The 24479-nt window shown below is 65.7% G+C and carries 21 protein-coding genes; 9 read left to right on the top strand and 12 right to left on the bottom strand.

Going from position 1 to position 24479, the window contains the following annotated elements; genetic code table 11:
* Positions 1 to 171: 171 nt before the first annotated feature.
* Entirely contained in the window at positions 172 to 1560 is a 1389-nt protein-coding gene (locus tag SLQ30_RS21885; RefSeq protein ID WP_319448676.1) for a PepSY-associated TM helix domain-containing protein, read from the bottom strand.
* A gap of 136 nt (positions 1561 to 1696) precedes the next feature.
* Positions 1697 to 2245 carry a hypothetical protein gene (locus SLQ30_RS21890; protein WP_319448675.1) on the bottom strand — a complete coding sequence of 183 codons (549 nt, stop codon included), beginning with the start codon at positions 2243 to 2245 and terminating at the stop codon, positions 1697 to 1699.
* Between the two features lie 297 nt (positions 2246 to 2542).
* Between SLQ30_RS21890 and SLQ30_RS21895 the strand changes: the two genes are divergently transcribed.
* The 3 genes from SLQ30_RS21895 to SLQ30_RS21905 all read left to right on the top strand — a co-directional run bounded on the left by SLQ30_RS21895 (position 2543) and on the right by SLQ30_RS21905 (position 5413).
* A complete protein-coding gene (locus SLQ30_RS21895) occupies positions 2543 to 3967 on the top strand; it encodes an aldehyde dehydrogenase family protein (RefSeq protein ID WP_413468122.1) in 1425 nt (474 codons plus the stop codon).
* 64 nt (positions 3968 to 4031) lie between these two features.
* Positions 4032 to 4790, top strand: coding sequence for an isocitrate lyase/phosphoenolpyruvate mutase family protein (locus tag SLQ30_RS21900; RefSeq protein ID WP_319448674.1), 759 nt, complete (start codon positions 4032 to 4034; stop codon positions 4788 to 4790).
* Positions 4790 to 5413 carry an alpha-ketoglutarate-dependent dioxygenase AlkB gene (locus SLQ30_RS21905; RefSeq protein WP_319448673.1) on the top strand — a complete coding sequence of 208 codons (624 nt, stop codon included), beginning with the start codon at positions 4790 to 4792 and terminating at the stop codon, positions 5411 to 5413. The genes SLQ30_RS21900 and SLQ30_RS21905 overlap by 1 nt, the downstream gene beginning before the upstream one ends.
* Before the next feature lie 6 nt (positions 5414 to 5419).
* Here the strand turns inward: SLQ30_RS21905 and SLQ30_RS21910 are convergent, their stop codons facing one another.
* The 3 genes from SLQ30_RS21910 to SLQ30_RS21920 form a co-directional block, all read right to left on the bottom strand.
* Positions 5420 to 6265 carry an AraC family transcriptional regulator gene (locus SLQ30_RS21910; RefSeq protein WP_319448672.1) on the bottom strand — a complete coding sequence of 282 codons (846 nt, stop codon included), beginning with the start codon at positions 6263 to 6265 and terminating at the stop codon, positions 5420 to 5422.
* Between the two features lie 134 nt (positions 6266 to 6399).
* Entirely contained in the window at positions 6400 to 6705 is a 306-nt protein-coding gene (locus tag SLQ30_RS21915) for a hypothetical protein (RefSeq protein WP_319448671.1), read from the bottom strand.
* 110 nt (positions 6706 to 6815) lie between these two features.
* Positions 6816 to 9032 carry a bifunctional SulP family inorganic anion transporter/carbonic anhydrase gene (locus tag SLQ30_RS21920; RefSeq protein ID WP_319448670.1) on the bottom strand — a complete coding sequence of 739 codons (2217 nt, stop codon included), beginning with the start codon at positions 9030 to 9032 and terminating at the stop codon, positions 6816 to 6818.
* 376 nt (positions 9033 to 9408) lie between these two features.
* Here SLQ30_RS21920 and SLQ30_RS21925 point away from each other — a divergent pair, with 376 nt between their 5' ends.
* From SLQ30_RS21925 to SLQ30_RS21935, 3 genes are all read left to right on the top strand, one after another.
* Positions 9409 to 10182 carry a response regulator transcription factor gene (locus tag SLQ30_RS21925; RefSeq protein WP_319448669.1) on the top strand — a complete coding sequence of 258 codons (774 nt, stop codon included), beginning with the start codon at positions 9409 to 9411 and terminating at the stop codon, positions 10180 to 10182.
* A complete protein-coding gene (locus SLQ30_RS21930; protein WP_319448668.1) occupies positions 10179 to 11654 on the top strand; it encodes a HAMP domain-containing sensor histidine kinase in 1476 nt (491 codons plus the stop codon). Before SLQ30_RS21925 ends, SLQ30_RS21930 begins: the two co-directional genes overlap by 4 nt.
* Before the next feature lie 151 nt (positions 11655 to 11805).
* Positions 11806 to 12156 carry a hypothetical protein gene (locus SLQ30_RS21935; protein ID WP_319448667.1) on the top strand — a complete coding sequence of 117 codons (351 nt, stop codon included), beginning with the start codon at positions 11806 to 11808 and terminating at the stop codon, positions 12154 to 12156.
* Positions 12157 to 12160: 4 nt separating this feature from the next.
* Here SLQ30_RS21935 and SLQ30_RS21940 read toward each other — a convergent pair whose 3' ends face one another.
* Complete coding sequence (locus tag SLQ30_RS21940; protein WP_319448666.1) at positions 12161 to 12637, bottom strand: hypothetical protein; 477 nt, start codon at positions 12635 to 12637, stop codon at positions 12161 to 12163.
* A 412-nt stretch (positions 12638 to 13049) separates the two neighbouring features.
* Here SLQ30_RS21940 and SLQ30_RS21945 point away from each other — a divergent pair, with 412 nt between their 5' ends.
* Positions 13050 to 13784, top strand: coding sequence for a TMEM165/GDT1 family protein (locus tag SLQ30_RS21945; protein WP_319448794.1), 735 nt, complete (start codon positions 13050 to 13052; stop codon positions 13782 to 13784).
* 7 nt (positions 13785 to 13791) lie between these two features.
* Here the strand turns inward: SLQ30_RS21945 and SLQ30_RS21950 are convergent, their stop codons facing one another.
* The 3 genes from SLQ30_RS21950 to SLQ30_RS21960 are packed head-to-tail and all read right to left on the bottom strand — an operon-like array spanning position 13792 to position 18043.
* Entirely contained in the window at positions 13792 to 14682 is an 891-nt protein-coding gene (locus tag SLQ30_RS21950; RefSeq protein ID WP_319448665.1) for an amidohydrolase family protein, read from the bottom strand.
* The gene (locus tag SLQ30_RS21955) at positions 14679 to 16262 is read right to left on the bottom strand and encodes an SDR family oxidoreductase (protein WP_319448664.1); all 1584 of its coding nucleotides are present in this window, start codon (positions 16260 to 16262) and stop codon (positions 14679 to 14681) included. Before SLQ30_RS21955 ends, SLQ30_RS21950 begins: the two co-directional genes overlap by 4 nt.
* Positions 16259 to 18043: an NAD(P)/FAD-dependent oxidoreductase gene (locus SLQ30_RS21960; RefSeq protein WP_319448663.1), complete on the bottom strand. Its 1785-nt coding sequence runs from the start codon at positions 18041 to 18043 to the stop codon at positions 16259 to 16261. Before SLQ30_RS21960 ends, SLQ30_RS21955 begins: the two co-directional genes overlap by 4 nt.
* A gap of 190 nt (positions 18044 to 18233) precedes the next feature.
* Here SLQ30_RS21960 and SLQ30_RS21965 point away from each other — a divergent pair, with 190 nt between their 5' ends.
* On the top strand, positions 18234 to 19586 hold the full coding sequence (locus SLQ30_RS21965) for an aromatic ring-hydroxylating dioxygenase subunit alpha (protein WP_319448793.1): 1353 nt from the start codon (positions 18234 to 18236) through the stop codon (positions 19584 to 19586).
* On the top strand, positions 19580 to 21247 hold the full coding sequence (locus SLQ30_RS21970; RefSeq protein WP_319448662.1) for an FAD-binding protein: 1668 nt from the start codon (positions 19580 to 19582) through the stop codon (positions 21245 to 21247). The genes SLQ30_RS21965 and SLQ30_RS21970 overlap by 7 nt, the downstream gene beginning before the upstream one ends.
* Before the next feature lie 26 nt (positions 21248 to 21273).
* Here SLQ30_RS21970 and SLQ30_RS21975 read toward each other — a convergent pair whose 3' ends face one another.
* The 3 genes from SLQ30_RS21975 to SLQ30_RS21985 are packed head-to-tail and all read right to left on the bottom strand — an operon-like array spanning position 21274 to position 24454.
* Positions 21274 to 22104: an enoyl-CoA hydratase-related protein gene (locus tag SLQ30_RS21975; protein WP_319448661.1), complete on the bottom strand. Its 831-nt coding sequence runs from the start codon at positions 22102 to 22104 to the stop codon at positions 21274 to 21276.
* Between the two features lie 15 nt (positions 22105 to 22119).
* Positions 22120 to 23340, bottom strand: a complete 1221-nt coding sequence (locus tag SLQ30_RS21980) for a CoA transferase (RefSeq protein WP_319448660.1) — start codon at positions 23338 to 23340, stop codon at positions 22120 to 22122.
* A 1-nt stretch (position 23341) separates the two neighbouring features.
* A complete protein-coding gene (locus tag SLQ30_RS21985) occupies positions 23342 to 24454 on the bottom strand; it encodes an acyl-CoA dehydrogenase family protein (protein ID WP_319448659.1) in 1113 nt (370 codons plus the stop codon).
* Positions 24455 to 24479: the final 25 nt, after the last annotated feature.

The raw sequence follows: 24479 nt of genomic DNA on the forward strand, positions 1-24479 counted from the left end.
ATCGCGGCCATGCCGTCGTCGTACGCCGCCCGTCTCAGGTCTGTCGGCGAGACTTCCAGCCGGTGGAACCCGAGTTCCGTCTAGGGGATCGGGAGAACTGTACCTCGCAGCGCAGTAGTCTTCGGTCTGCGCGGCTGAATATGAGCGCCACATTGTCTCGCACCCAGCGGGTCAGGGTTTGATGGCGCGCTTGAAGGCGGCGACGGCGGCGTCGACGACGAGGAACGCCAGCAGGCTCAGCCCGAACAACGGCAGGAACCATCCGACGGCGATGGCGACGGTGGCGAGCGCGACCAGTGCTGCGGGCGAGACGTTGCGCAACGTGCCGCGTAGCGGTGCTCGCCCCACCGCCCATGTCGAGCCGCGGGTGGGCCGACGCTGCCACCACATCCGATAGCCCCGCACGACGATCGTGATCAACCCAATGGCTGTGAGCGCCAACAGAATTTGGTTGACGATGCCGAACAGGATGCCCATGTGGGCGCCGATGGCCCAGTCGGTCAGCTTGGCGAGGAATGGCCAGTCGGCAAAGTTCACCCGGTCGGTAATCGCTCCGGTGTCAGGGTCGACCGAAATGGCGTCGTATCGGGTCGGCCAGTCTCGCTTGTTCTCCTCGACCCGCCATCCTTGCCCAGGCTCGGCCGGGGGATACATCCACATCGGGCCGCGCAACCCGGCCTGCTCGGCGGTGCGCAGTGCGGTGTCGGCACCGTAGCGCGCTATGTCTTCCTCGGCCGTGCCGGTCGAGCCACCGTGCTGGTGATGCCCACCATCGTCGGGGGCCGATCCAGTCGCGGCGGCGATCGTGGTGTCGACTGCCGGTGCAGTCATGGCGAAGTGTTCCTGAATGAGGTTCACCGACTGACCGCCATAGCGCGACCAGGTCACCCCGGTAACCGATAAGCCCAGCAGCGCAACGACAATCCACACGCCGACGGCGCCATGCCAGGACACCGTGCGGCGCCGATCCTTCGTTGTGCGATCGGGCAGGGCGAGGCGGCGCAGTTTCTTGGTGTCCTTGCGGCGGATGTACCACAGCACCAAACCGGCGAGCGAGATGATCCACAACCAACTGGCGGCGAGCTCGCTGTAGTTGCGCCCGATGGCGCCCAGATGCAAGGTGCGGTGCAGTTCGTCGAACCATGCCCGCACCGGCATCCACTGGCCGAATGTCGTTAGCGCACCGCGTACTTCACCGGTGTAGGGGTCGACGAAGACGGTTCGGCCATAATCGGGCGGCACGTCATCCACTGCCAGGTTGACCTGCGTCGTCTCGTCGGGTGCGGCCGGTGGACGGATGCTCTCGACGGTGCCTTCGGGATGAGCCGCCCGCGCCGCGTTGAGCTGCTCAGCGAGCGGCACCCGATGCTCGCCGACCCGCTCGACGGTCAACTCGTGTCGGAAGACCATCGTGTCGATTTGGGGGACAAGGGCGTACAGCAGGCCGGTGATCGCCGCGACGAGGATGAAGGGGCCGATGAAGATCCCGGCGTAGAAGTGCATTCGCAGTAGTAGCGGTCGCATTCCGCGGAGCCGCTGGTCGTCTGGTGTCGTCGTCATGACGGATGTGCCTTCGCTTCATTGGCTTGTGCCCGATGCCGCGTTGCGGCGAACTGGGCGGGATGCGCTCATGCGAGCGTGCGATGTGGACGGCAGCCACCTCGAAGTGGCTGCCTGTCAGGGGGAAAGCGGTGCGCTAGGCGCCGAGCACGGAGCGCCTCGGCGGCGCCCGCATCCCCAAGCCGGCGCGAAGCAGCACCGGTTGAACGACAACGACATTCGAGTACCGATGCACCGACGCGGCCGCGGGCACCAGCCCTGAGGTGGCGAACAGCCGTAGCCAGGACAGCACCGATGAGCAGACCAGAAAGAGGTATTCCACCGCGCCGATCAGCAGGCCGAGTGCGACCGCGGCGATGGCGTGCAGGGCGAGCATCCGAAGAGGGTTCGCCAGCGCCGACCCGACGTGGTGATGAGTCCCGATCGCGGTCAGCGTGACGTGTCCGAGAGCTTGGCCCGCGCTCAGTGCGGCGATGATCAGTGCCAGTCGCGCATGGCGACCTTCGAGGTTGATCACGCCGACGCCGGCGCCCACCGTCGCGCACACGATGATCAGTGCCATCAGTGCCGAACCCATCGGCAGGCCGCCGCCCCCGCTCGCATGGGCGAGCACCGTCACCAGCGCCGAGCACGCCCCCACCAGTCCGCCGCGGAGCATGGCCGCGCGCGAAGAGGGCCTACTCACGCGCCGAACCTTACCGGTCGTGCTACTACGCGACGGAGGCACTAGACACCTCATACTTACGCGCGTAACCTCACGGGCGCAACGGCCGTGTTCTTTCCAGTGGAGGGCTACCAGCGATGTCCGGCAGCTCGTCGACCGCGAGACCTTTGGGACGCGGGGCCGTTCGCCCCAATCGTCGGCGCGGCCAAGTTCGGCATGCGGTCAGATCTTTCCCGTGCTTCTTGAGCACTGGGTCACCAACAATTGAGGCATCGTGCGACTCCGGTCTCGGAGTGGCTCGGCGAAAGGAAGAAGGACGTGACTAGCACCATCGAGGGGATCATTCCGGTCTTCAACCCGTCCACCGAGGAGCAGATCGCCGAGGTCGTCGATTCTGACCAGGCGACCGTCGACGCGGCAGTGGCCCGGGCCCGCGAGACCTTCGAGTCGGGCGTCTGGCGCAAGCTGCCCGCTGCGAAACGCGCCGACGTGCTCTTCCGCGCTGCCGCGATCATCAAGGAGCGCACCGACGAGCTCGCTGAGATCGAGGGCCGCGACAACGGCATGAACGTGGCGGCCGCGCGACACATCATCACGGTGGCAAACGGAATTCTGACGTACTACGCCGGCTGGGTCGGCAAGATCCACGGCGAATCGAGCAACGTGGTGTCGGAGGTCATCGAAGGAAGCGGCATCTACGACACCCTGCACAACTTCACCCAGCTCGAGCCCATCGGAGTCGTCGGCCTCATCATCCCCTGGAACGGGCCGTTCTTCGTCGCGATGCTCAAGGTCGCGCCCGCCCTCGCAGCGGGCTGCAGCGCCGTGCTCAAGCCCGCCGAAGAGACGCCGCTGACCGCGCTGAAGCTCGAAGAGATCTTCCGCGAGGCCGGTCTGCCTGACGGCGTGCTGAACGTGATCACCGGCTACGGCGAGACCGCAGGTGCCGCACTCACCGCCCATCCCGACGTCGACAAGATCTCATTCACCGGGTCCACCGAGGTCGGAAAGCTGATCGTCAAGGCGGCCGCGGGCAACCTCAAGCGCTTGACCCTCGAGCTCGGCGGCAAGTCACCGCTGATCATCTTCGACGACGCCAATCTCGACAAGGCGATCATGATGGGCGGCATGGGCCTGCTGGCCGGCTCGGGGCAGAACTGCTGCTGCACGTCGCGCATCTACGTCCAGCGCGGCATCTACGACCAGGTCGTCGATGGCCTCGCCAACTTGGCCAAGGTGATCCCGATGGGCGGCAGCGCGGATCCCAACTCCGTCATCGGACCGCTGATCAGCGAGAAGCAGCGCCAGCGCGTGCAAGGGATCGTGAGCGACGGCGTGGCCGGCGGCGCGCAGGTGGTGACCGGCGGCAAGGCGATGGACCGCGAGGGCTACTTCTATGAAGCAACCATCATGACCAACACCACACCCGACATGCGGCTCATCCGCGAGGAGATCTTCGGGCCGGTCGGTTCTGTCATCCCGTTCGACGAGGAGGAGGAGGCGCTCGCCGCCGCCAACGACACCGAGTACGGTCTCGCCGCGGCCTTCTGGACCCAGAACCTCAGCCGCGCCCATCGCTTCGCGAACGAGCTTCGCGCAGGCCAAATCTGGGTGAACTGTGCAATCGCGATGGACCCCGCGATGCCGATCTCCGGCCACAAGCAGTCGGGTTGGGGTAGCGAGCGTGGCCGAAAGGGCATCGAAGAGTACTTCAGCACCAAGGCGGTCTACATCAACCACTGATCGGGCGATCAACTGCTGAAGATTCTGACAGCGCTTCCGCGCAAGGGTTTCGTACTGTCGAATTGTGGATCACAACGACAAGGCCAAGCGCTTCAACGAACTTCACGTCAAGGGTGCGCCGCTGGTTCTGTTCAACGCCTGGGATGCCGGCAGCGCCAAGGCGATCGCCGACGCTGGCGCGGAAGCGATTGCGACGAGCAGTTGGTCGGTCGCCGAGGCGCAAGGATATCGGGACGGCGAGGACATTCCCGTCGGACTCGTCGAGTTGATCATCGAACGCATCGCAGCGTCGGTCGAGCTTCCGGTCAGCGCTGACTTCGAGGGCGGATACACCGAGGATGTTGATCAACTGGCGCACAACATCTCCCGCCTGTTGAAGCTGGGTATCGTCGGCATCAACTTCGAGGACCGCGTCGTACGAGGATCCGGCTTGTACAGCGTCGACCGACAGGCGTCCCGCATCGCGGCGGTTCGGCAAACGGCCCAGGAACAGGGTGTTCCGCTGTTCATCAACGCGCGCACCGACTTGTTCCTCGGACAGGGCAATGAGCCTGAGTCCGTCATCGCCGAGGCCCTCGATCGCGCCAAGGAGTACGCAGCCGCCGGAGCATCCGGATTCTTCATCCCAGGGCTTCAGGAGCACGCTCTGATCGCGAAGATCTGCGAAGCAGCCCCGCTGCCGGTCAACGTGATGGTGATGGACGGCGTGCCACCCCATGACCGGCTGACCGAACTCGGCGTCGCACGAATCAGTTACGGCCCCATCCCGTACCTCAATGCGATGGCCGCGCTCGGTGAGAAAGCCGCGAAGGTGTACTCCTGATGTCGGTCGAAGCGACGCTGTTCGGAAGCGAAGGCGCCTTCGACGCGCCCGAGCTGCACACCGACGCGTTCGCGGCGGCCACCGAGTACTGGTTGGACGACGAGTCATGGATCACTCACGTGCCCGGATTCGTCTCGGGCCACGAAGAATTCATGCGGCAACTGAGCGAGCTGCACGGCTGGGAGCAGCGCAGCCGGTGGATGTACGACAGAGTCGTCGACGAGCCACGCCTCACCAACGAGTTTCGCGAGCTGGCGAAGGCTCCACCCATGCTCGTCGCCATTGCCTCCGCGTTGAGCGATTTTTGCGGAGTCCGCTACGACGGGGTCTGGATGAACTGGTACCGGGACAATCAAGACAGCACCAGCTGGCACGCGGACCGTCCCGCCAACCAACCCGTCACCGCTGCCGTTCCGGTGGTGAGTTTGGGTGCGGCGCGGCGGTTTTTGATTCGACCGGCACACGGTGGAAAGAGCACCGCGTTCAGTCCGCAAGGCGGAGACGTACTCATCATGCGCGGCCGCTGCCAACGCGACTGGCGGCACAGCGTGCCCAAGCAACAAGCGCAAGCCGGCGCACGGATGAGCCTGAACTTCAGCAGCAGCGAGCAGGTCGGCCCCTAGCTGTCATTACCTCAGCCCGACGGTGCGTTGAAACTCCGAAGGACTTCGGCCGTAGGCCTCCTTGAAGGCGGCGCTGAAGTGGCTGTGGCTCGAGAATCCGAGGTCGAGCGCCAGGTCGGTGACGTGCTCGTAGTCGCGCAGCAGATGGAGCGCGCGAGCCAGTCGAAGCCGGCGTTGGTAGCGCGACAGCGGCATCCCCACAACCCGGTGAAAGATGCCGGTCAGATAGACCGGTGACGCACCGACCTCATCGGCGATTTCGGAAAGCGTCCACCGGCGGCCGAGGTCGGACGACACCACGAGCTTCGCCTTGTCCACCATCTTCTGCGAGTGGCCAGGTTTGCCAAGGGCTTGTGAGCGACGTTCACCCAGTACGCCGCGAATGAGCGTGAGCGTCAACGTTTCTGCTTCGAGCGCATTCATTCGGCCCGTGTCGAGACCGTGTCGGAGCGTCGCCACTTGGGCTTGGCTTTGCGGGCCGATGGGCAACCGCAGCGGCTTGAAGATCGCGCGGTCTGGCCTGCGAAGGTGCTCGCCTGGCGTCATTTCGAGAAGCGTGGGTGTGTCGACTCCGATCGAGAGCGCGGCGTCCCCGCCTTCAATGGGATGGCTTACTCGATAGTGCTCGTGACCGTTGAGGAAGGCGACGTGGTTGGGTTCGGTGACCGAGTGCGCGTGACCAACGTGGTGGACGTATATGCCGCGGTACGGGAATACCAGATGCGTCGAATCGACGGTCTCTTCTTCGCTTTCATGGCGAGTACGGCCACGGCAAACGACGTCCCACACCGCGACGGTACTCGTGACGGCCATTGGGCGAGCGATGAGCTCGCCTCCCTCAGATTGCTGCATGGTTCACCATCCCAACCAACACTAGAACCACGGTCTGACGGTTTTGCATCCCGAAGGTGGATGCCACGGCGAAACGGCCCCCGAACCTTCGGGGGCCGTTCTTGCTCAGGTGCAACCGGACTCGGGCAGCCCGATCAGCACTTCAATCCGACGTGGACGGTCGTGATGCGCTGGAGGTTCGGCACATCCGTGAGCGGATTGGCGGTGGGCGCTTGGCTGCTCACGATGGAGCGCACCGAAGTCACCGAGCACTGGTCCATGGGTCCGCTACCGACTTTGTTCACGATGACCCGGTTGCCGTTGGCTTGTAGTCGGGCGATCGTATCGGTTGCGTTTCCGCCCGAAGGGGCAGCGTTCGCGATTCCTGCTCCGAGCGTGATTGCCGCCACCGCACCCGCGGCGAGGACTGCCGTGGACATGGACATCTTGTGAAGCTTCATCGTGTTCTCCAAATTTTTGTGGTTACCAAAACGGTTGTGACACTTGAATAATAATGCTGGACAAATATCCATCGCAATGAATTCATATGTGGCACAAAGAATATGGGCGTTTAGGCGATACGCATCGCCATGTCGTTGATCGACTCGGGCTCGATCCGCAGCGGAATCGCACTGGCGATGTCGTAAAAGACTCCTATGACTTCGATTTCGCCTCGCCGATGGCGACCGGCCACCAACGGGTGGCGGGTCAACGCTTCGACCTGGGTCGCGACGTTGACCATCCCAAGTTGATCGACGGCACCGAAGCCGGCAGTTGCAGCTTCCCTGGCGATGGGATGTCGCCCTTCGTCGTAGGCCACGACGGCAGATTGCCCATGCGCGAGCCAGGAGTGCAGGGAGTGTTCCGCCATGCTGCCTGGATCATGGTCTGCGAGCAGGGCGTTCATCGCACCACAGCTGGAGTGTCCGCACACCACGATGGACGAGACGTGCAGCTTGTCCACTGCGAATGCGATCGCCGCTTCGATCGACGCATCCCGTTGCGCTGCCGGCACCAGGTTCCCGACGTTGCGCACCGTGAACAAGTCCCCTGGCCCGCTGCTGGTGATGAGGTTGGGTATGACTCGAGAGTCGGTGCAGGTGATGAACAAGGTTTCCGGGCGTTGCGCATGGGCCAGCCGCTCCATGTGCGGACGAAGATGGGGCGCCGTCCTTCGCTGATAGATCGCTAGCCCGTTGACGACCGATGGCGAGGACGCACCCGTGACGGGATGGCCATCCTGCTGGGCGTGCTGCCATGAACTCCACGGCCTCACCCCGGACCTGGCGTCGACCCCGTGGAGTTCGCGGACCGGCGGACCCTCGAGCGCGCTGTCCAAGTGGACCGAGCCGAGCTGGCGTACCTCGACCGTTCCCCCCGACGCGCAGTGCTGGCGGCGCCAATCGTCGATCGCTTCGTGGGCAGCGCGGTCGATGAAGTCGACGGACAGCTCCAGCGTGGTGTTCGTGCCAGCGGGAATGGTTGCCAACACACTGGTCAGTCGAGGCAACGACAAGAAGCTGCATGAGCCCTCGATGACGACGCGCCAGTTGTCTGCATCGACGGGTTCGGCCACGATGTGCGTCCGGACCACACGCCACACCGTCATCGCGATCGACAGCGCCAAGCCGATGAGCACACCTTCGAGCAGGTTGAGGAACACCACGCTGACGAGCGTCACCGCGTAGACGGCGAGGTCGCCCGACTTGCGAGCGGTCTCGATGTGGGCACGCTTCACCAGCTGCACACCGATCATGATCAGCAGGCCCGCCAGCGCCGCCATCGGAATCATTTCGGCCAGCCCGGCGAATGGCAGCGCGAATATCAGCACCCAAACTCCGTGCAGCATTGCCGATGCGCGCGTCTTCGCGCCCGCGGTCACGTTCGTCGAGCTACGCACGATCACACCCGTGACGGGCAGCCCGCCGAGTGTGCCCGAGGCGATGTTGGCGGCGCCCTGACCAATGAGCTCGCGGTCGAAGTTGGTGCGGGGACCGTTCTGCATCCGGTCGACCGAAACGGCGGACAGCAGACTCTCCACGCTCGCGATCAGCGCAACGGTGAGTACACCGACCACAAAGGCACCCCAATTCCCGTCGGGAAGACCAGGCAGCGCGACCGCGTCCAACAGCGACCCGTCCAAGCGAACGCGTTCGACGGTGAATGGGAATGCCAGCGAAACGAGGGTGGCCGCGACGATTGCGACCAGCGGTCCTGGGATCTTGCCGACGGCGCCTGGGACCCTACGCCAGCTGATCATGATGGCGATCACCATCAGGCCAAGCAGCAATCCTGGTCCGTGCGCGTCGAGCAGCTGACCGGGCAACTCGCTCACGTTCTGCCAGGCCGAACTCTTGGAGTCGCCCCCAAGCAGCACGTGCACCTGCTGCAGCGCGATCGTGATCCCGATACCCGCCAACATCGCGTGCACCACCACCGGCGATATCGCTAGCGCAGCCCTGGCCACCCGGGACATGCCAAGGAGCATCTGGAGTACGCCGGCGGCGAGGGTGATGGCGCACGTCACCTTCCATCCGAACTGCTCGATCAACCCCGCCACCACCACCGTCAGGCCCGCGGCGGGACCGCTGACCTGCAATGGAGAGCCTCCAACCGCGCCTGCGACGATGCCGCCGACCACCGCCGCGATCAGCCCGGCGAGCGGGGGAGCGTCAGAGGCGATCGCGATGCCCAACGACAGTGGCAAGGCCACCAGGAAGACCACCAACGACGCAGGCAGGTCGTAGCGCAGTAACGTGCCCGACCGTTGCGACAAGGGATGAAACATTCTCGAACTCCTGACGCTGGCGACCGCCGACGGCAAGTGGCCGCGGCGTCGTATCCGAAAAAGATTGCAGGGCAGCGGCGTACGTCGATGTAGCGGCCAATTCCCAAGTGCGAGCGTAGGTATCGACAAAAGTGATGGTCAAGCGCAATGGGCTAACGCATAGAGTTTGCAAATCATGTATCGAGGATCACAGCGTGCGCGCGTGCGTTCCTTGCCGCTTCGCACTGACGCACCCGAAATGGCTTGCTGCTGAGGTAGTTATGCCTACCGAATCTGCCACGGTTTGCAGTGGACGCCTGTCGTGTTCGGCGCGCACTCTCTGAGAATTGGATATGAACTCCGTGACAGTTACCTTCGGGATCCGGACAATCGAGGCATGACGACGATGTCCGTTAATCCTCGGTCCCGGCAACCACGGCCGGCGACACTCGGCCAACTACCTCCGATGCGCAGGAGCGATGGAACGCCGATCCGGGTCTTGCTCGTGGACGACGAACGTGCGCTGACCAATCTGATCAAGATGGCGCTGCGATACGAGGGCTGGGTCGTAGAAGTCGCGCACGACGGCCGCGAGGCCATCGAGAAGTTCACCTCGACCGAACCCGACGTCGTGGTGCTCGACATCTTGCTGCCCGACCTCGACGGTTTGCAGATCCTGCAGCGGTTGCGCCTGGAGGCCAAGTCCACACCGGTGCTCTTCCTGACCGCCCGTGACTCCGTCAGCGACCGCGTCACCGGGCTCACCGCGGGCGCGGACGACTACATGACCAAGCCATTTAGCCTGGAAGAGCTCGTCGCACGGTTGCGCGGACTGCTTCGGCGCGTGGGCGACATGGACTCGCTCGGAAACGAGACATTCCTCGTCGGAGACCTCTTGCTTGACGAGGCCAGTCACGACGTCACTCGTGGTGGTGAGCGCATCGAATTGACGGCCACGGAGTTCGAATTGCTTCGCTATCTGATGCGCAATCCGCGGCGGGCCTTGAGTCGGGAAGAGATCCTCGAACGCGTGTGGAACTACTCGTTCGGCGGCCGTACCAGCATCGTCGACCTCTACATCTCGTATTTGCGCAAGAAGATCGACGCAGGTCGTCGACCCATGATCCGCACAATCCGTGGCGTCGGGTATCAGCTCCGACCCGCGCAGTGAGGCGCCAACGACGGGTTCCGTGGTGGCGGCCGAGGACGCTCAGTAGACAGCTGACGTGGGGCGTCTCGCTGCTGGTCGCCACGCTGGTGCTGGTTGTCGGTGCGCTGTCGGTGGTCAGCATGCGCGCGTACGTGACCGCGATGAGCGACTACGAGCTAGAGCATTCGTTGATCGCGTTCAAGCACTCGCTGACCAAACTCGGCAAGTCCGCCGCGACCGGCACCTCGGACGACCGGGCGCTCACCGCGTTCACCGGGCAGGCCCCAGGGACGGTCATTGCCGTCATGACCGGAGACCGGGTGCTTCGCGCGGCGACCTTCGACGACGACGGACCGCGTGAGGCGCCGCCCGAGGCGGTCGCAGCCCTGGAGTCGCTGTCGTGGACCGACGCGGCTCCGCGCTCCGTGGACTTCGGTCAGCTCGGCGACTACCGCGTGGCGAGCGTCGACGGCGGCAACGGCACGCAGTTGGTCTCGGCGGTGACGTTGAAGAGCGCGTATCAGGCGATCACCAACAAGACCCTGGCCGTCGCCGTCATCGCAGCGTGCGCCGCGGCGCTGGCCGCGCTGGGCACGGCGTTTCTGGTCCGTCAGGCGCTTCGCCCGCTGCGGCGGGTGGCCGCCACCGCCGCCAAGGCGGCGCGGTTGCCGATCCTTGGCGAGGAACACCGAATAACCGCTCGGGTGCGACGGGCCGACACCGATCCGGACAACGAGGTCGGCATCGTCGGGGAGACGTTGAATCGACTGCTCGCCAACGTGGATGCCGCGCTCGCTGCCCGAGCGGAATCCGATCGCAGAATGCGCCGCTTTCTCACTGACGCCAGTCACGAACTGCGCACCCCGCTGGCGGCGATCCAGGGCTATGCCGAACTGACCCGGCAGGACGGCGCGGCCTTGCCCGAGACCACCGAGTACGCGTTGGCTCGCATCGAGTCCGAGTCGCGCCGGATGAGCACCCTGGTCGAGGACATGCTGCTGCTGTCCCGCCTCGACGAGGGGCAGGGCCTCGAGTTCGAGCGCGTCGAACTGTGCGAGTTGGTAGCCGATGCGGTGAACGACGTCGGCGTGACCGCTTCCGACCTTCGCTTCCTGGCCGAACTTCCGGACGATCCGGTATGGGTCCTGGGGGACCGGGCCCGCCTGCACCAAGTGGTGAGCAATCTGCTGACCAACGCCCGCATGCACACGTCGGCGGGGGTGAGCGTCACGACGACGGTCCGCGAGTCTGATCGATGGGTCGAACTGTCCGTCGTCGACGACGGACCCGGCGTCGAACCCGAGATCATGGCGGACGTGTTCGGCCGCTTCGTACGTGCTGACAAGGCGAGGTCGCGCGACCTGAACAGCTCCGGGCTGGGGCTGGCGATCGTGGCGTCCATAACCGAAGCCCACGGAGGTTCGGTCACGGCCGAATCTCGGCCGGGCCGTACCGAGTTCCGTGTCCGACTGCCTGCTGTGGACGATCAGTAAGCACACGGATCGGTCCGATATTCCCGAAACACATTCGGGGTCAATCATATTGGTCGCAGGTCGATATGCGTTCGATATGAGTTCCTCGTCTGGTGCACGGTTCGCCAATAGATTGGAGTCAAGCGAATCAAGCACTGAGAGGGAGTCAAAAATGTTCAATACCAGCAACTTACGCGTCCCTGCGGGCCGAAATCGATGGCGGGCCGGAGCCGTCCTCGCGACGGGCGCAGGGCTGTTCGCAAGCTCGTTACTCGCCACACCGACTGCGGCTTGGGCGACGCCCACCGGGGGATCGTCAGTCGATTCGGTAGTCCAGCAGCTGGAAGCCGAGGGTTACACGGTGCGACTGAACGGCGTCAGTAAGCCGTCGCCGCGGTGCACTGTCACCAGCGTGCACGGACTCAACGACTCGAACGTCGATGCCGCCGGTCGGCTGATCGATCCGGCGCAGTTCACGGTTGCCTACGTCGACGTGACATGCCCGTCGGATCACAACGGCTGAGGCGTCAGTCCTTGTCGATCTTGACTCCGGCCGGGGTTAGCACATACCAGTTCGCCCCGTAACTGTTCTCGCCCTGGCCTTTGGTGGTGCCCGGACCCTCGTCGTCGTCGTAGTAGTACAGCGGGTGGCCGTTGTAGGTGAGTTGCGTCGTGCCGTCGGTGCGGGGCGAGGTCGACAGCATCGCGGCATTCACCCCGGCCCCGGCGACTGGCGCGCCGGCCGTGGTCAGCGGCGGCCACTTCGTCGCGCACGGTCCGGCGCACGTCGAGGTGGCGCCGGTGTCCGCGACGAAGAGATACAACGCGCGACCGTGGTCGTCGGTGAGGATGGTGCCCAAGGGGTTCTGCGCGGCCATGACGTGGGCCGGCCCAGTGGCCTTGGCCGTGGTGGATTCCGCAGGGGTGGTGGTTGGCTTCTGATTGCAGGCGCTGACGAGCAGCAGCCCGAATGCGCACACGGCCAGCGGCAGGTTTCTATTCATGGGCAGCATCCTCACGATCGGGTGAGCTCGCCCGCGGCGAGCATGGGCTTGCATCAGTGACACGTTGCGTCCGTCCCGGCGGTTCAAAGGCCCGTGACACCCAGGATTCCGGCAATGCTGTCCGCCTGAATTAGGGTTCCCGAAATTCATTTGGCCGGTGCCCAAAACTATTGATAGCGTTGGCAATTCGATCCGCTGGAGTTGCGAGTCCGCGGTTGCGGCGGCTAAGCTTCCATCAGCGAAGGGGAGTAGCCCCCAATCGGGTAGTCGACATACTGGCCACAACATGGCCCGGTTACCCGGACCGGCACAGCAGCCGGTGGGCGAGACCTTCGGCCGCAGTGACCGTTTCGGTTGCCGGCCGGAGGCAGGAATGTCCCCGATCGGCAGCCACCGAATCAAGGAGTCAAGGGTGCTCGCCGCTCTGCTGCTCAGTTTCGCCGTCATCTTCGTCGCCGAGATGGGTGACAAGACCCAGCTCGTGGCGATGATGTTTGCGCTGCGCTACCGCTGGTGGGTGGTGCTCGCTGCGATCACGGCCGCCACCACCGCGGTACACGTGCTCTCAGTCGCCATCGGCCACTATCTGGGCGCCGCGTTGCCAACCCACCTGCTTGGCCTGATCGCCGGCGCGATGTTCATCTTCTTCGGGTTGTGGACGTTGCGAGGCGACAAGCTCACCGACGAGGAGGCGAGTCGCACCGAGAAAGCCACCGCGCCCGCGTTCTTCGTGGTCTTCTCCGCGTTCCTGCTTGCCGAACTCGGTGACAAGACGATGCTCGCGACCATCACCTTGGCCGCCGATCACGACTGGGTGGGCGTGTGGATCGGATCGACCATCGGCATGGTGGTCGCCGACGGGCTCGCGATCGTGGTCGGGGCGGTCTTGGGCAAGCACCTGCCCGAGCGCCTCATTCAGCTCGGCGCGGCGGCGTTGTTCCTGCTCTTCGGCGTCTACATGCTGGTCGAGAACATCTTCCCGACGGCGCACATCGCGGTGATCGCCGCAAGCGCGGTGGGCGCCGTCGCACTGACCGCGGTGGGCCTGTGGGCGCTGCCGGAACGGTTGCGCCCCGCCGTCCTGAACACTTCGCCAGAGTTGAAAGACCAAGGCGTCGAAGAGGAATCGATCCGACCCAAGTCCTGAACCCGGGCTAGCAGCGGTAGATGCGCTCGGCGTTGGCTGCGAAGAGCTTGTCGCGCGCTTCGTCGTCGAGGCCTTCGGTGACGACCGAGTAGGACGTAAAGAGTTCGTCGAAGCTGCCGTGCATCCCGTCGACGGGGAAGTTGCTCGCGAACAGGCAACGGTCGACACCGAAGGCCTCGATGGCGTACTCGAGCCAGGGCGCCAGCGCATCGACGGCCATCGACCGCAGTGGCATCGCCAGGCCGGAGAGCTTGCACTGCACGTTGTCGCCAAGTCCGGCGAGGGCGTCGATGCCCGCCGTCCACAACGCCCGTTCGTCGTCGGAGTCGTTGCGTGGCCAGCCCGCGTGTTCGATGACGACGACGAGATCGCCGTGCGCCTCAAGCCCCCTGGCGACGGCCACCAGCTGGTCGGGGTGGTTCATCACCTCGAACAAGAGGTCGCGCTCCTGCAGGGCGCGAAGCACCTCCGCGTGCGGAAGGTGGCCCTCGGGACCCCCCATCGGTCGGACGCCCCGCAAGCGCGGCGCAGCAAGCTGTTTGTCGAGCAGGGCCACGGCCTCGGCCACCGTGTCGGTAAGGGGTAGACCGCCGACGATGGCGTCGGGGTGGCCTTCGACGTCCGCCCGCCGGTCGAGTTCGAGCGTCTCGTCGACCGAGTACCCGCCGGTGGCCGCGGCGACGTTGACCAGCTTCTCGACGTTCCAGCCCTCGGACTCGGCCAGATAGGTGGGGAGGTCGAAATTGCGCGACATCCCGGACACGTCGCCCATGTTCAGCTCATCTTGCGCCGCGGAGAGGTACGGGTACCAGTCGGTGCGCGCTGGATCCCACAGGTGGACATGGGCGTCAACAATTCGGGTGGGCCGATGCGGCGCTTTGGCCTGGATCGTCGTCATCGGGGTTGTACGACCTCTCTGAGCGCGTCGTCGAACCAGCTGGGCACCGCGGGGCCCCCGAAGCTGATGCTGCCGATGGGCCGTGGGTGGCTGCGCAGCCCGAACCAGCCAGCGCCCGTGACCAATTCGGCACCTGCCAGACCGGTGGCCTCCTGGCTGCACACCAGGTGGGCGACCAGTTCGGCTGGCCCGCGGAAATCGGACCAGTCGGACTCGGTGCTCACGGCGAAGGGCATGACCAGGTCGCCGGTGGCCTTCCGGCCCGCTCTGGCCAGCTGGGCGCAGGCCTGCGCCCGGCTGCGTCCGCCCGCGGTAGTGGCGTCGGTGACCGTCACGAGGCGCACAGGGCGGCCGCTGTTCGTGACGAATTCAGCGGTGGCCCTAGCCCATTGAGCGTCCGAGTCGATTCGTTCCACGATGCCGTCGTGCTCGGCAAGGATGCGCTCCCAACCGTCGCCTGCCGCGGCGGCACTCCCCGCCCCGGCGACCACCACGGCGTCGAGGGCGTCGACGTCGGCCAGAGCCGCGGGGGACTCGACGAGGTGGCACGCCACCCCGCGGCCCTCGAGGGCACCGACGATGGCCTTCACCACCTCTGGCCGGTCGGAGTAGACCGCGCATGACCGCACCGTGGTGGCGGGGAGCTCGTCGGTCGGTGGCGAGTCGAACAGCGCTCCGAAGCGGGCGTTGCTGCCGCCTCCACTGACCTGGTTGGCTTCCGCCCGCGTCAGGGCGATGGCGTTCGCGGCCTCCATCACGTGCGCCGCCGACGGCACGTCGTCGCTGCGCACCACCTCGATCAGCCGGGGCTCGTCGATCACCGATACCTCGGACCCTCCGGCGAACAGCACCCGCCCGTGGCACGTATCGAAGGCGTCGCCGGTCAGGTGGGCACCCAACGGGCCGAGGTGTTCCGGAGCGGGCATCGAGCCCAGTGACAGCCCGCCGGTGGCGTTGGTCGGCTGCGTGCGGCCCAGCGCGGCGGTCACCATGCGGGTCGCGGCGATTGGCGAGATGGCGTTGATGACCACGCCCGCAGGAGCGTGCCGACCCAGCTGCCAGGTGAGGGCGGCCACGGCGCGCTTGGCGCAGCCGTAGGCGCCTGCGTCGGCCGCTCGCCAGCCCGACCCGGAAGTGACGCCGAGGATGTGACCGCGTCCGGCCGCCGCCATCAGCGGCAGGGCGGCGCCCAACACATTGCGGTAGCCGTCGAGGTGGACCGCGAGCACGCTGAGCCAGTCGTCGGCGCTGCCCTTGGCGAAGCTGGTGGGACGGCTGATACCCGCGACGTTGACCACGGCGTCCAGCCCCCCGAATTCGTCTGCGAGCCCGCCGAACAACTCGTGTACGCCCGCTTCGTCGGTGACCGACACCGCCGACGCCCGCGCCGCGCCACCGGCGGCGACGATGCGACCTGCGGTGGTCTGCTCGGGTTGGGCGAGTTGCTCGGAGCCGTCGACGGAGACCAACGGATCGACCGTGACGACGAATGCGCCTGTGCGGCCGATGGATTCGGCGATCGCGGCTCCGATCCCGCCGCCGCCCCCGGTGACGACGACGACGCGCTGCCGCTCGCTCATGTCAGGTCCAACCCTTCGAGTTCGCCTGACGCGAGCCAACTCTCGAGTAACTCGCGGTAGCCGAAGAAGTCCCCGAAGCCGCGTCCCCAGTTGGTGTCGCGTGCCCTGATACTGCCGGGATCGCCCTCGTTGTTGAGTCGCGACGGCGTGCAGGCCGACATCACGGCGCTGGGGTCGACGAAGGTGTCGACGATCTGCTGGATCCAGTCGGCCTCGGCGGCGGCGTTCACGTCGAACACCGCTCCGCCCTGCTTCTCGAGCAGCGTCACCACACCGGCGACGAACTCGGCCCCGAACACCGCGAGCTGGGTGTAGTTGACGGTGACGACCGACTGTTGCCCCGGCGCGGGCATCACGAACATGTTGGGGAAGCCGCGGCTCATCATGCCGAACAGGCTGGCCGCGCCGTCGGCCCATTTCTCGGCGAGCGAGACGCCGTCCCGGCCCACGATGTCGTGGCCGACGCGGCGTTGCAGCGGCGTGACTTCGGCCTCGAAGCCGGTGCCGTAGACGATGAGGTCGACGTCGTACTGCTGCCCGCCGACCACCGGCCCACGCTCGGTGATCCGCTCGATGCCGGTCGGGCAGTCGACGAGCGTCACATTGGGGCGGTTGAACGCGCCGAAGTACTCGTCGTGGAAGCATGGCCGCTTGCAGAGGTAGCGGTAGTACGGCTTGAGCGCGGCGGCGACGTCGGGATCGTTGACGAGCTCATCGATGCGCCCCCGGTGTTCCTCCATGATTCCGAAGTCGAGTTCCTCGGCGGTCCGCATGAACTCGGCGATGCTCGCGCCCTTGACCCGAGGCGGGTTCTGGACCGCCGCGTAGTGCTGCGTCCAACCGTCTTCGGTGAGGTCGCCGTCGACCGGCCTACCCAGCATGATCGATTGGAAGTTGTCCATCCGCGCCTTCTGCCAGCCCGGAACCAGCCCATCGGCGAAGGACGGATCGGTCAGACGGTTTCCGCGCACCCCGATCGCCGACGGCGTGCGCTGGAACACGTAGACGTGCTTGGCCGCCTCGGCGAGCGGCGGCAGCGCCTGCAGCCCGCTGGCGCCCGTGCCGACCAGCGCGACGGCCTTGTCCGCCAGCCCGGTGAGCGGTTGCCCCGGTCCGCCGCCGGTGTACCCGTAGTCCCACCGCGCCGTGTGGAACGCCCGCCCTCCGAAGTCGTCCATGCCGGGGATGGCGGGCAACTTCATGAGGTTGAGGATGCCCACCGCCAGCACGTAGTAGCGGCAGGAGAGCTGGTCGCCCCGATCAGTGTGAACCTGCCACCGGCCGGCGTCGTCGTCCCACATCGTCCGGGTGACTCCGGTGTGGAACAGGGCGTCGGGGACGAGTTCGAAGCGGTCGGCGACCCGCTCTAGGTGTTGGCGGATCTCCTCGCCGAACGCGTAGCGCCGGGTGGGGATGTATTCGAGCTCTTCGAGCATCGGAAGGTATTGGTAGGACTCGACGTCGCACATGACGCCGGGGTAGCGATTCCAGTACCAGGTGCCACCCACGCCACCGGCCTGATCGACGATCCGGATGCGCTCGATGCCGGCCTTGCGCAGGTGAGCGCCCGCGAGGAGCCCCGCGATTCCGCCGCCGACGATCACCACGTCGGGATCGTCGGCGATGGGCTCGCGTTCTATGTACGGGGTGAAGGGGTCGGCCCGGTATCCGGCGACCAGTTCGTCGCGGGTCAGATCGCGGATGACCGCGCGCCCGGGAACGAGCCGCCGATCGCGCTCGGCGAGGTACTTGGCGTGTACCGCGTCGGGGTCGTAGGCCATGGATTTCCCTTCTGGCGGCAGCGCGGGGGATGTTACAAAAACTCTAGTGGGTGTCACCCACGGCGAACACGTGATCCTATGGAGTCGATCTTGCTATTTTTGTTAAGATAGCAACTACCGGTCGCCAATCGTAAGGTCCCTCGACGCCGAGGCAGAAGGGTGGGTCACGTTGGTCAGCCACGCGAACACGGTGCATTGGACGCCGCTCCCGGTCCCGTGGGCGGTGCAGGCCGTGGACCGGATTCCCAAACAGCGGTACTACGACCCCGAGTTCTACGCGCTCGAGAACGAGTTGTTCTGGCCGCGCGTATGGCAGATGGCGTGCCGCCTGGAGGAAATCCCGAAACCCGGCGACTTCGTCGAGTACGAGATTCTCGACCAGTCGATCATCGTGGTTCGCGTCGACGACGAGCATGTGCGCGCGTACTACAACGCTTGCAGGCACCGCGGCATGAAGCTCGTCGAGGGCCAGGGCTCGCGCCGCAGCTTCGTCTGCCCGTTCCACGGTTGGTGCTGGGACCTCGAGGGCAAGAACACGTTCGTGTTGCGCGCCAAGGAGTTCGACGAAGGCAACCTCGAGGCGGCCGACCTCGCCCTGACACCCGTGCGGTGTGAGCTATGGGGTGCGTGCGCGTGGATCAATCTCGACAACGACGCACCACCGTTGCTCGACTGTCTTGAGCCGTTCGCCTCTCGGCACGACGAATGGAAGGTCGGCGCGCTTCGGACCGAATGGTGGAAATCGTGTGTGCTTCCGGTGAATTGGAAGCTGGCCGCGGCGGCCTTCATGGAGGGCTACCACGTCCCGCAAACCCACCCGCAACTGCTGCCGTCGTCGTTCGGCCTGGAACCGTCCTCCGTGAACCCGCTCATCGCGGCCAACCTTCACGTCATGCGGACGCTGGGCTCCGGCATGGGCGGCATGACGCACGAGAACGACATCCGCATTGCCGAAGGGCTGCAGCACATGTCGCTGCCGGACGATCCGGCCGAGGCGATGACGGTGTGGCGGGCTGCCGTCAACGATGCGGTCACCGCGTGGCACCGGGCCCGCGGTTGCGACTTTCCCGACCTGAACGACCTCGACCGTCGAAAGATGATTGACGCGATCAGGTTCGGCTTTCCGCATTACTTTCTGCTGCCGCAGTTCAGCAGCGCGTCGTCGTACCGGATCCGCCCACTGGGCCCCGAAGAGACGCTGTTCGAGATCTGGTCGTTGACCCGCTATCCGGATGACCAGTCGCAGGGCAGGCCCGTCGCGCCCGAGCCGATGGCGCCCGACGACCCCAGCTGGCCGACGATTCCGGCCCAGGACTTCTCCAACTTGCCGAAGCAGCAAAAAGGTCTGCACGCCAAGGGTTTCGAATTCATGCGGCTGTCAACGGAGATCGAGGGGCTGATCTCGAACTTCGAACGCGTCGTCGACGGCTTCCTGGCCGGATTGCCCTACGACCGGCTCGTCCCGGCAATACAGAAGACGAACTCCACCATCGACGTGCCGGTCGTGGACCTCGGGCTGACCGAACGAGTCCCGACGTGGTGACGTGGGACAAGTCCGTCGACCTCCTGATCGCGGGCAGTGGCGGCGGCGGATTGGTGGCCGCGCTGGCGGCGCTCGACGCCGGAATCGAACCGCTGATCGTCGAGAAGCAAGCCCTCGTCGGTGGGTCCACGGGATTGTCCGGCGGCATGGTGTGGCTGCCGAACAACCCGCTGATGCAGTCGGAAGGCATCGCGGATTCGCACGAGGACGGGCTGGCCTACTTCGACGACGTCATCGGCGACGTCGGTCCGGCCTCCTCGCCCGCGCGCCGCGAGATGTTCCTCAACGCAGGCGTCGAGATGATCAACTTCATGCTGCGCAAGGGCATTCGGATGGTGCGGTGCCCCGGCTGGAGTGACTATTACCCGAACAGCAAGGGCGGCAACGCAGCGGGCCGTTCGGTCGAGGGCGTCCCGTTCGACGCCGCCGTCCTTGGGGAGTGGAGCGACAAGGTCCAGCCGTCGATGGCCAAGAACTACGGGTTCGTGCTGAAGACCAACGAATTGCGCTCGGTGCAGTACTTCAACCGGTCGCCCCGCGCCTTCGCCGTCGCCACGCGAGTGTTTCTGCGCACCAGGGCTGCCCGACTCCGACGTCGCGAAATCCTCACCAACGGGGCGTCCTTCGTCGGTCAGATCCTGAAGGCTTTACTCGATTTGGGCAGAGGTGATCCCCGGGTGTGGACGAACACCGCGATGGACGAGCTCATCGTCGAAGACGGCCGGGTCGTCGGGGCGCGCGTCACCCGTGATGGTTCTGCGCTGAACGTCCAAGCGCGCAAGGGTGTCCTGCTGGCGGCGGGCGGTTTCGGCCACAACGCCGACATGCGGCGCCAGTACGGCGCCGACCAGCCCAATGAGGCGAAGTGGTCGATCGCCAACGCGGGGGACACCGGTGAGGTGCTGCAGACGGCCATGCGACTCGGCGCGAAGACCGATCTGCTGGACGAAGCCTGGTGGCTGCCCATGGCTTTCATCGCCGATCCGTCAGCCGCGTCGCTTGGCTCCGGGCGTCAGCGCCCTGGCGCCATATACGTCGACGGCACGGGCAAGCGCTTCTGCAACGAGTCCAACTCCTACGTCGAGGTCGGCAAGGCGATGTATGCCAACAAGGCCGTACCGTGCTGGCAGGTCTTCGACCAGGGGTACGTCAGCCGTTACGTGGTAGGCGCCAATCCCTTTGCGAAGCGCCGCGTGCCCGAGGCGCTGATCGAAAAGGGCGTCATCAAGCGCGGTGCCACGTTGGCCGAGCTCGCGGGCGAGATCGGCGTGCCCGCAGACGAATTGACGCAGACAGTCAACCGCTTCAACGAGTTCGCCGCCAAGGGCCTCGACCCCGACTTCGGACGCGGCCAGTCTGCCTACAACGACTGCCTCGGTGATCCGGGGTATCGGCCGAACGCCGCGCTCGGGCCGCTCGATCGCGCACCGTACTTCGCGACCAGGATCTTCCCCGGCGACGTCGGAACGTGCGGCGGCGTCATCACAAACGAGTACGCACAGGTGATCGACGAGCAGGACCAGGTGATTGACGGCTTGTACGCCACTGGAAACATCACCGCCACGGTGATGGGCCGCACCTATCTGGGCGCGGGTGGGAGCATCGCCAACACCACGATCTTCGGCTACGTGGCCGCCCGCCACGCCGCAGGTTTGCGTTGAGATGGCTCTGGTGGCCCTTTTGAACGTCAGGATTCGCCTTCGGTGAACCCGCGAGGCGTCAGCCCCGATTGCTTGAGTTCCGCCCGTCGCGCCTGAACGTCGGAGGCGGCGCCCACCATGTTGGTCAGGATGTGGCTGACTTGCAGGTGCACGCGCATGCCCATGAGTTCGTAGGCACGCTTGACGTTGCTCTTGACGGCCATCAGCGTGGTCAGCGGAACCTGAGCGAGCTTCTGGGCCATCTCCTCGACGGTGGCCTCGAGGTCGTCGCGCGGCACCACCTTGTTCAACAGCCCCCACTCCAGCGCCTCCTCGGCGGAAAGCGTTGGGGCCAAGAGCAACCAGTCCATCGTGCGATGCCAGTTCATCAGCAGCCACGGCTCGATCATCGTGTGGCCGCCCGGCTCGCCGAGGCTCTGCGCCAGCGGCATCTGGAAGTACGCATCCTCGGAAGCGACGCAGAAGTCCGTGAGCAGCCCGAGGTAGATCCCCCCGCCCATGCAGTAGCCGTGGATCTGCGAGATCGTCGGCTTCGGGAACTCCCACAGATACAGCGTCGGCCACAGGAACAGGTCGGCGGTGCCCTTGTACAAGTCCTCGAAGGTGTCCCCGAAGTCCGGATACGGGTTCTCGTCCGGGCCCCAGCGCGCAACGTGTCCGCCGCAGAAGCCCTTGCCGTTGGCCTTGAGAATCACGACCTTGATCTCCTTGTCGCGGTCGGCTTCCCGTAAGCAGGCGTCGACTTCCTGCACCAGGACGGCGTCCTTGGTATTGGCCTTGTCTGGGCGGTTGAGGATGATCCGCGCGATCGGAGGCTCGCGCTCGTAGATGATCGCTTCCAACGTCCGTCGCTCCATTGTCGTGTACTCCCTCTAGAGAATTGCGCCGCGGTCTTTGGCCGCCGAGATGTCGTCCCAGTCCAGGTCGAGTTCGAGCAGGATCTCCTCGGTGTGCTCCCCATACTCGGGAGCGCGCGCCGGCGCGGGTGGGGTCTCGTCGAATTGCACTGGTGCGGCCACGATCTGGTACTCGTTGCCCTCCGCATCCTGGTTGGGCACCACGTAACCGTTCGGCTTGACCTGTGGATCGTTGAGGGTCTCCTTGGGTGTCGCCAGGGCCGCCCAGACGCCGGGCTCGTCCTCGAGCACCGTGCGCCAGTGCTCCAGATCGTGCCCTGCGATGGCTGCGCCAACGAGCGCGGTGGCTTCGTCGGCGTTTGCGATCAGATTGCTCGATGGCACGAAGCGCGGGTCGGCGGCGAGGTCCGGGAGGCCGATCCGGCCGCAGAAACCCGCCCAGTAGCGATCGGGCTGCAGGAAGACCAATTGAATGAACCGACCGTCCCGCGTCTTGTACCGATTGACCAGCGGATTCATCGCCAAGCCGGGCGGCGCGCCAGGGATGCCGTCGATGTCGAACAGGTCCGCGACCGAGATCGACGGGGCGATGGCCCACATCGCCTGGGCCAGCAGTGACGAGTCGACGATCGAGGGCTCGCCGGTACGTTCCCGATGGAAGAGCGCGGCGCAGAGCCCACCGGCGAGGGTGATACCGCCCTGCAGGTCGCCGAACCCCGGGCCTTGCACGGCCGGGTGCTCGGTGCCGAACGGCGTCATCGTGTACGACACCCCTCCGCGGGACAGGTAGGTAGCCGCGTCGAACCCGCCCTTGTCGTGGTCGGGTCCACGCACGCCGGTGCCGGTGCCGCGCGCGATGATGATGTTCGGATTGAACGAACGAATGTCCTCGACCGTCAGCCGCGCCCGCTCTAGCGCACCGGGCAGCCAGTTGGTCAGGAACACGTCGGCACTGGCGATCAAGCGGCCGAAGTACTCCCGGCCGGTGTCGGACTTGACGTCGAGCGCGATGCTGCGCTTGCCGCGGTTTCCGATCTCCAGGATGAAGTCGACATGGGCCCGGGCGGCCGCCTTGGTGAACCCTCCGATGACCAGCGCTCGTCCGGGGTCGCCGCCGCGGACATCCTCGACCTTGATGACGTCGGCGCCCCAGTCGGCGAGCGCAGCGCCTGCCGCGGGCACGTAGGTCCACGACGCCAGCTCGATGACGCGTACACCGCTAAGCACCTCGGACATGTCAGTTCCCTTCTTGGTCCCTGTTGCGACTTTCACTTGCCAGGCCGGCGCCGACCGCTTCGAGATACCGGTCGGATCCGCCGAGATAGGCGCTCCACCCCAGCAAGCGTTTGACGTAGAGGTGAGCGTCGTGCTCCCAGGTGAATCCGATTCCACCGAAGACCTGGATCGCGGTATCGCCGACCGTGGCGAGCCTGCCCGCGAAGGCCTTGGCGCGCAACGCCGCAAGGTGTCGTTCCTCGGAGCTGGCGGAGTCCGCCGCCCACAACGCGTGGAGGACTCCGCTGCGCGCGAGTTCGACGGTTTCGTACATGTCGACGCACAGGTGTTGGATCGCCTGGAAACTTCCGATGGGCTGGCCGAATTGCTTGCGTACCTTCGCGTACTCGACGGTGAGGTCCAGCACCGCCTGCGCGGCACCGAGCGCGTCGGCGGCGTTGGCGATCAGCACGTCGTCGACCAACCCGGCGACCGCGTCCTCGGAGACTCGGACAATCCGTTGCGCCGGTGCGGCATCCAACTTGACGTCGAACAACTTCCGTGTCGGATCCACCTGCGGGCGGAAGGTCAGCGTCACCTCCTCCGACGCGGGATCGACGGTGAAAAGTCCCGCTCCGTCGGCATCTTCGGCGAGCACCAGCATCACGGTGGCAGCGGCGGCGTCTGGTAGGGCCGCGAGCTCACCGTGGACGACGACTCCGTCAGCCGTCCGCTGCGCGGTAGGTCGCGGCCCGGTCAACGGGCCGACCGCCGCGATCGTCGAACCGTCGGCGAGGCCCGCCAGCAACGCACCCGCGTCCTCGGCGCCGAAGCGAGTGAGGGCGCGCGGCGCGGCGACTGCACTCGACAGCCACGGGCCAGGGTGCAAAGCCGCCCCGAGTTGCTCCGCCACGATGCCTGCCTCGACCATCGTCATGCCCGCGCCGCCATGTCGCTCGTCGACGAGCACGCCCGTTGCGCCGAGTGCGGCAAGGCCGGACCACACCTCGTCGGTGGTGCCGGTTGAGTCGTCGAGTAATGGACGCACATGCACTGCCACACTTGCTTTTTCGGCGAGGAAGTGGCGAACGGTGTCCCGCAGGGCCGTCTGTTCGTCGGTCAGTTCGAGGTTCATGCGCGGTACCCTTTGCTCTTCGCGC

Source organism: Mycobacterium sp. RTGN4 (genome assembly GCF_033804635.1).
In the GTDB taxonomy this organism is placed as follows: Bacteria; Actinomycetota; Actinomycetes; order Mycobacteriales; family Mycobacteriaceae; genus Mycobacterium.

Bases quoted from the DNA above. Each gene is read 5' to 3' on its own strand.
- SLQ30_RS21985 (WP_319448659.1), bottom strand. From the start codon at position 24,454: ATGAACCTCGAACTGACCGACGAACAGACGGCCCTGCGGGACACCGTT.
- SLQ30_RS21980 (WP_319448660.1), bottom strand. From the start codon at position 23,340: ATGTCCGAGGTGCTTAGCGGTGTACGCGTCATCGAGCTGGCGTCGTGG.
- SLQ30_RS21910 (WP_319448672.1), bottom strand. From the start codon at position 6,265: ATGCAGCAATCTGAGGGAGGCGAGCTCATCGCTCGCCCAATGGCCGTC.
- SLQ30_RS21940 (WP_319448666.1), bottom strand. From the start codon at position 12,637: ATGAATAGAAACCTGCCGCTGGCCGTGTGCGCATTCGGGCTGCTGCTC.
- SLQ30_RS21920 (WP_319448670.1), bottom strand. From the start codon at position 9,032: ATGTTTCATCCCTTGTCGCAACGGTCGGGCACGTTACTGCGCTACGAC.
- SLQ30_RS21935 (WP_319448667.1), top strand. From the start codon at position 11,806: ATGTTCAATACCAGCAACTTACGCGTCCCTGCGGGCCGAAATCGATGG.
- SLQ30_RS21955 (WP_319448664.1), bottom strand. From the start codon at position 16,262: ATGAGCGAGCGGCAGCGCGTCGTCGTCGTCACCGGGGGCGGCGGCGGG.
- SLQ30_RS21960 (WP_319448663.1), bottom strand. From the start codon at position 18,043: ATGGCCTACGACCCCGACGCGGTACACGCCAAGTACCTCGCCGAGCGC.
- SLQ30_RS21975 (WP_319448661.1), bottom strand. From the start codon at position 22,104: ATGGAGCGACGGACGTTGGAAGCGATCATCTACGAGCGCGAGCCTCCG.
- SLQ30_RS21905 (WP_319448673.1), top strand. From the start codon at position 4,790: ATGTCGGTCGAAGCGACGCTGTTCGGAAGCGAAGGCGCCTTCGACGCG.
- SLQ30_RS21915 (WP_319448671.1), bottom strand. From the start codon at position 6,705: ATGAAGCTTCACAAGATGTCCATGTCCACGGCAGTCCTCGCCGCGGGT.
- SLQ30_RS21950 (WP_319448665.1), bottom strand. From the start codon at position 14,682: ATGACGACGATCCAGGCCAAAGCGCCGCATCGGCCCACCCGAATTGTT.
- SLQ30_RS21885 (WP_319448676.1), bottom strand. From the start codon at position 1,560: ATGACGACGACACCAGACGACCAGCGGCTCCGCGGAATGCGACCGCTA.
- SLQ30_RS21925 (WP_319448669.1), top strand. From the start codon at position 9,409: ATGACGACGATGTCCGTTAATCCTCGGTCCCGGCAACCACGGCCGGCG.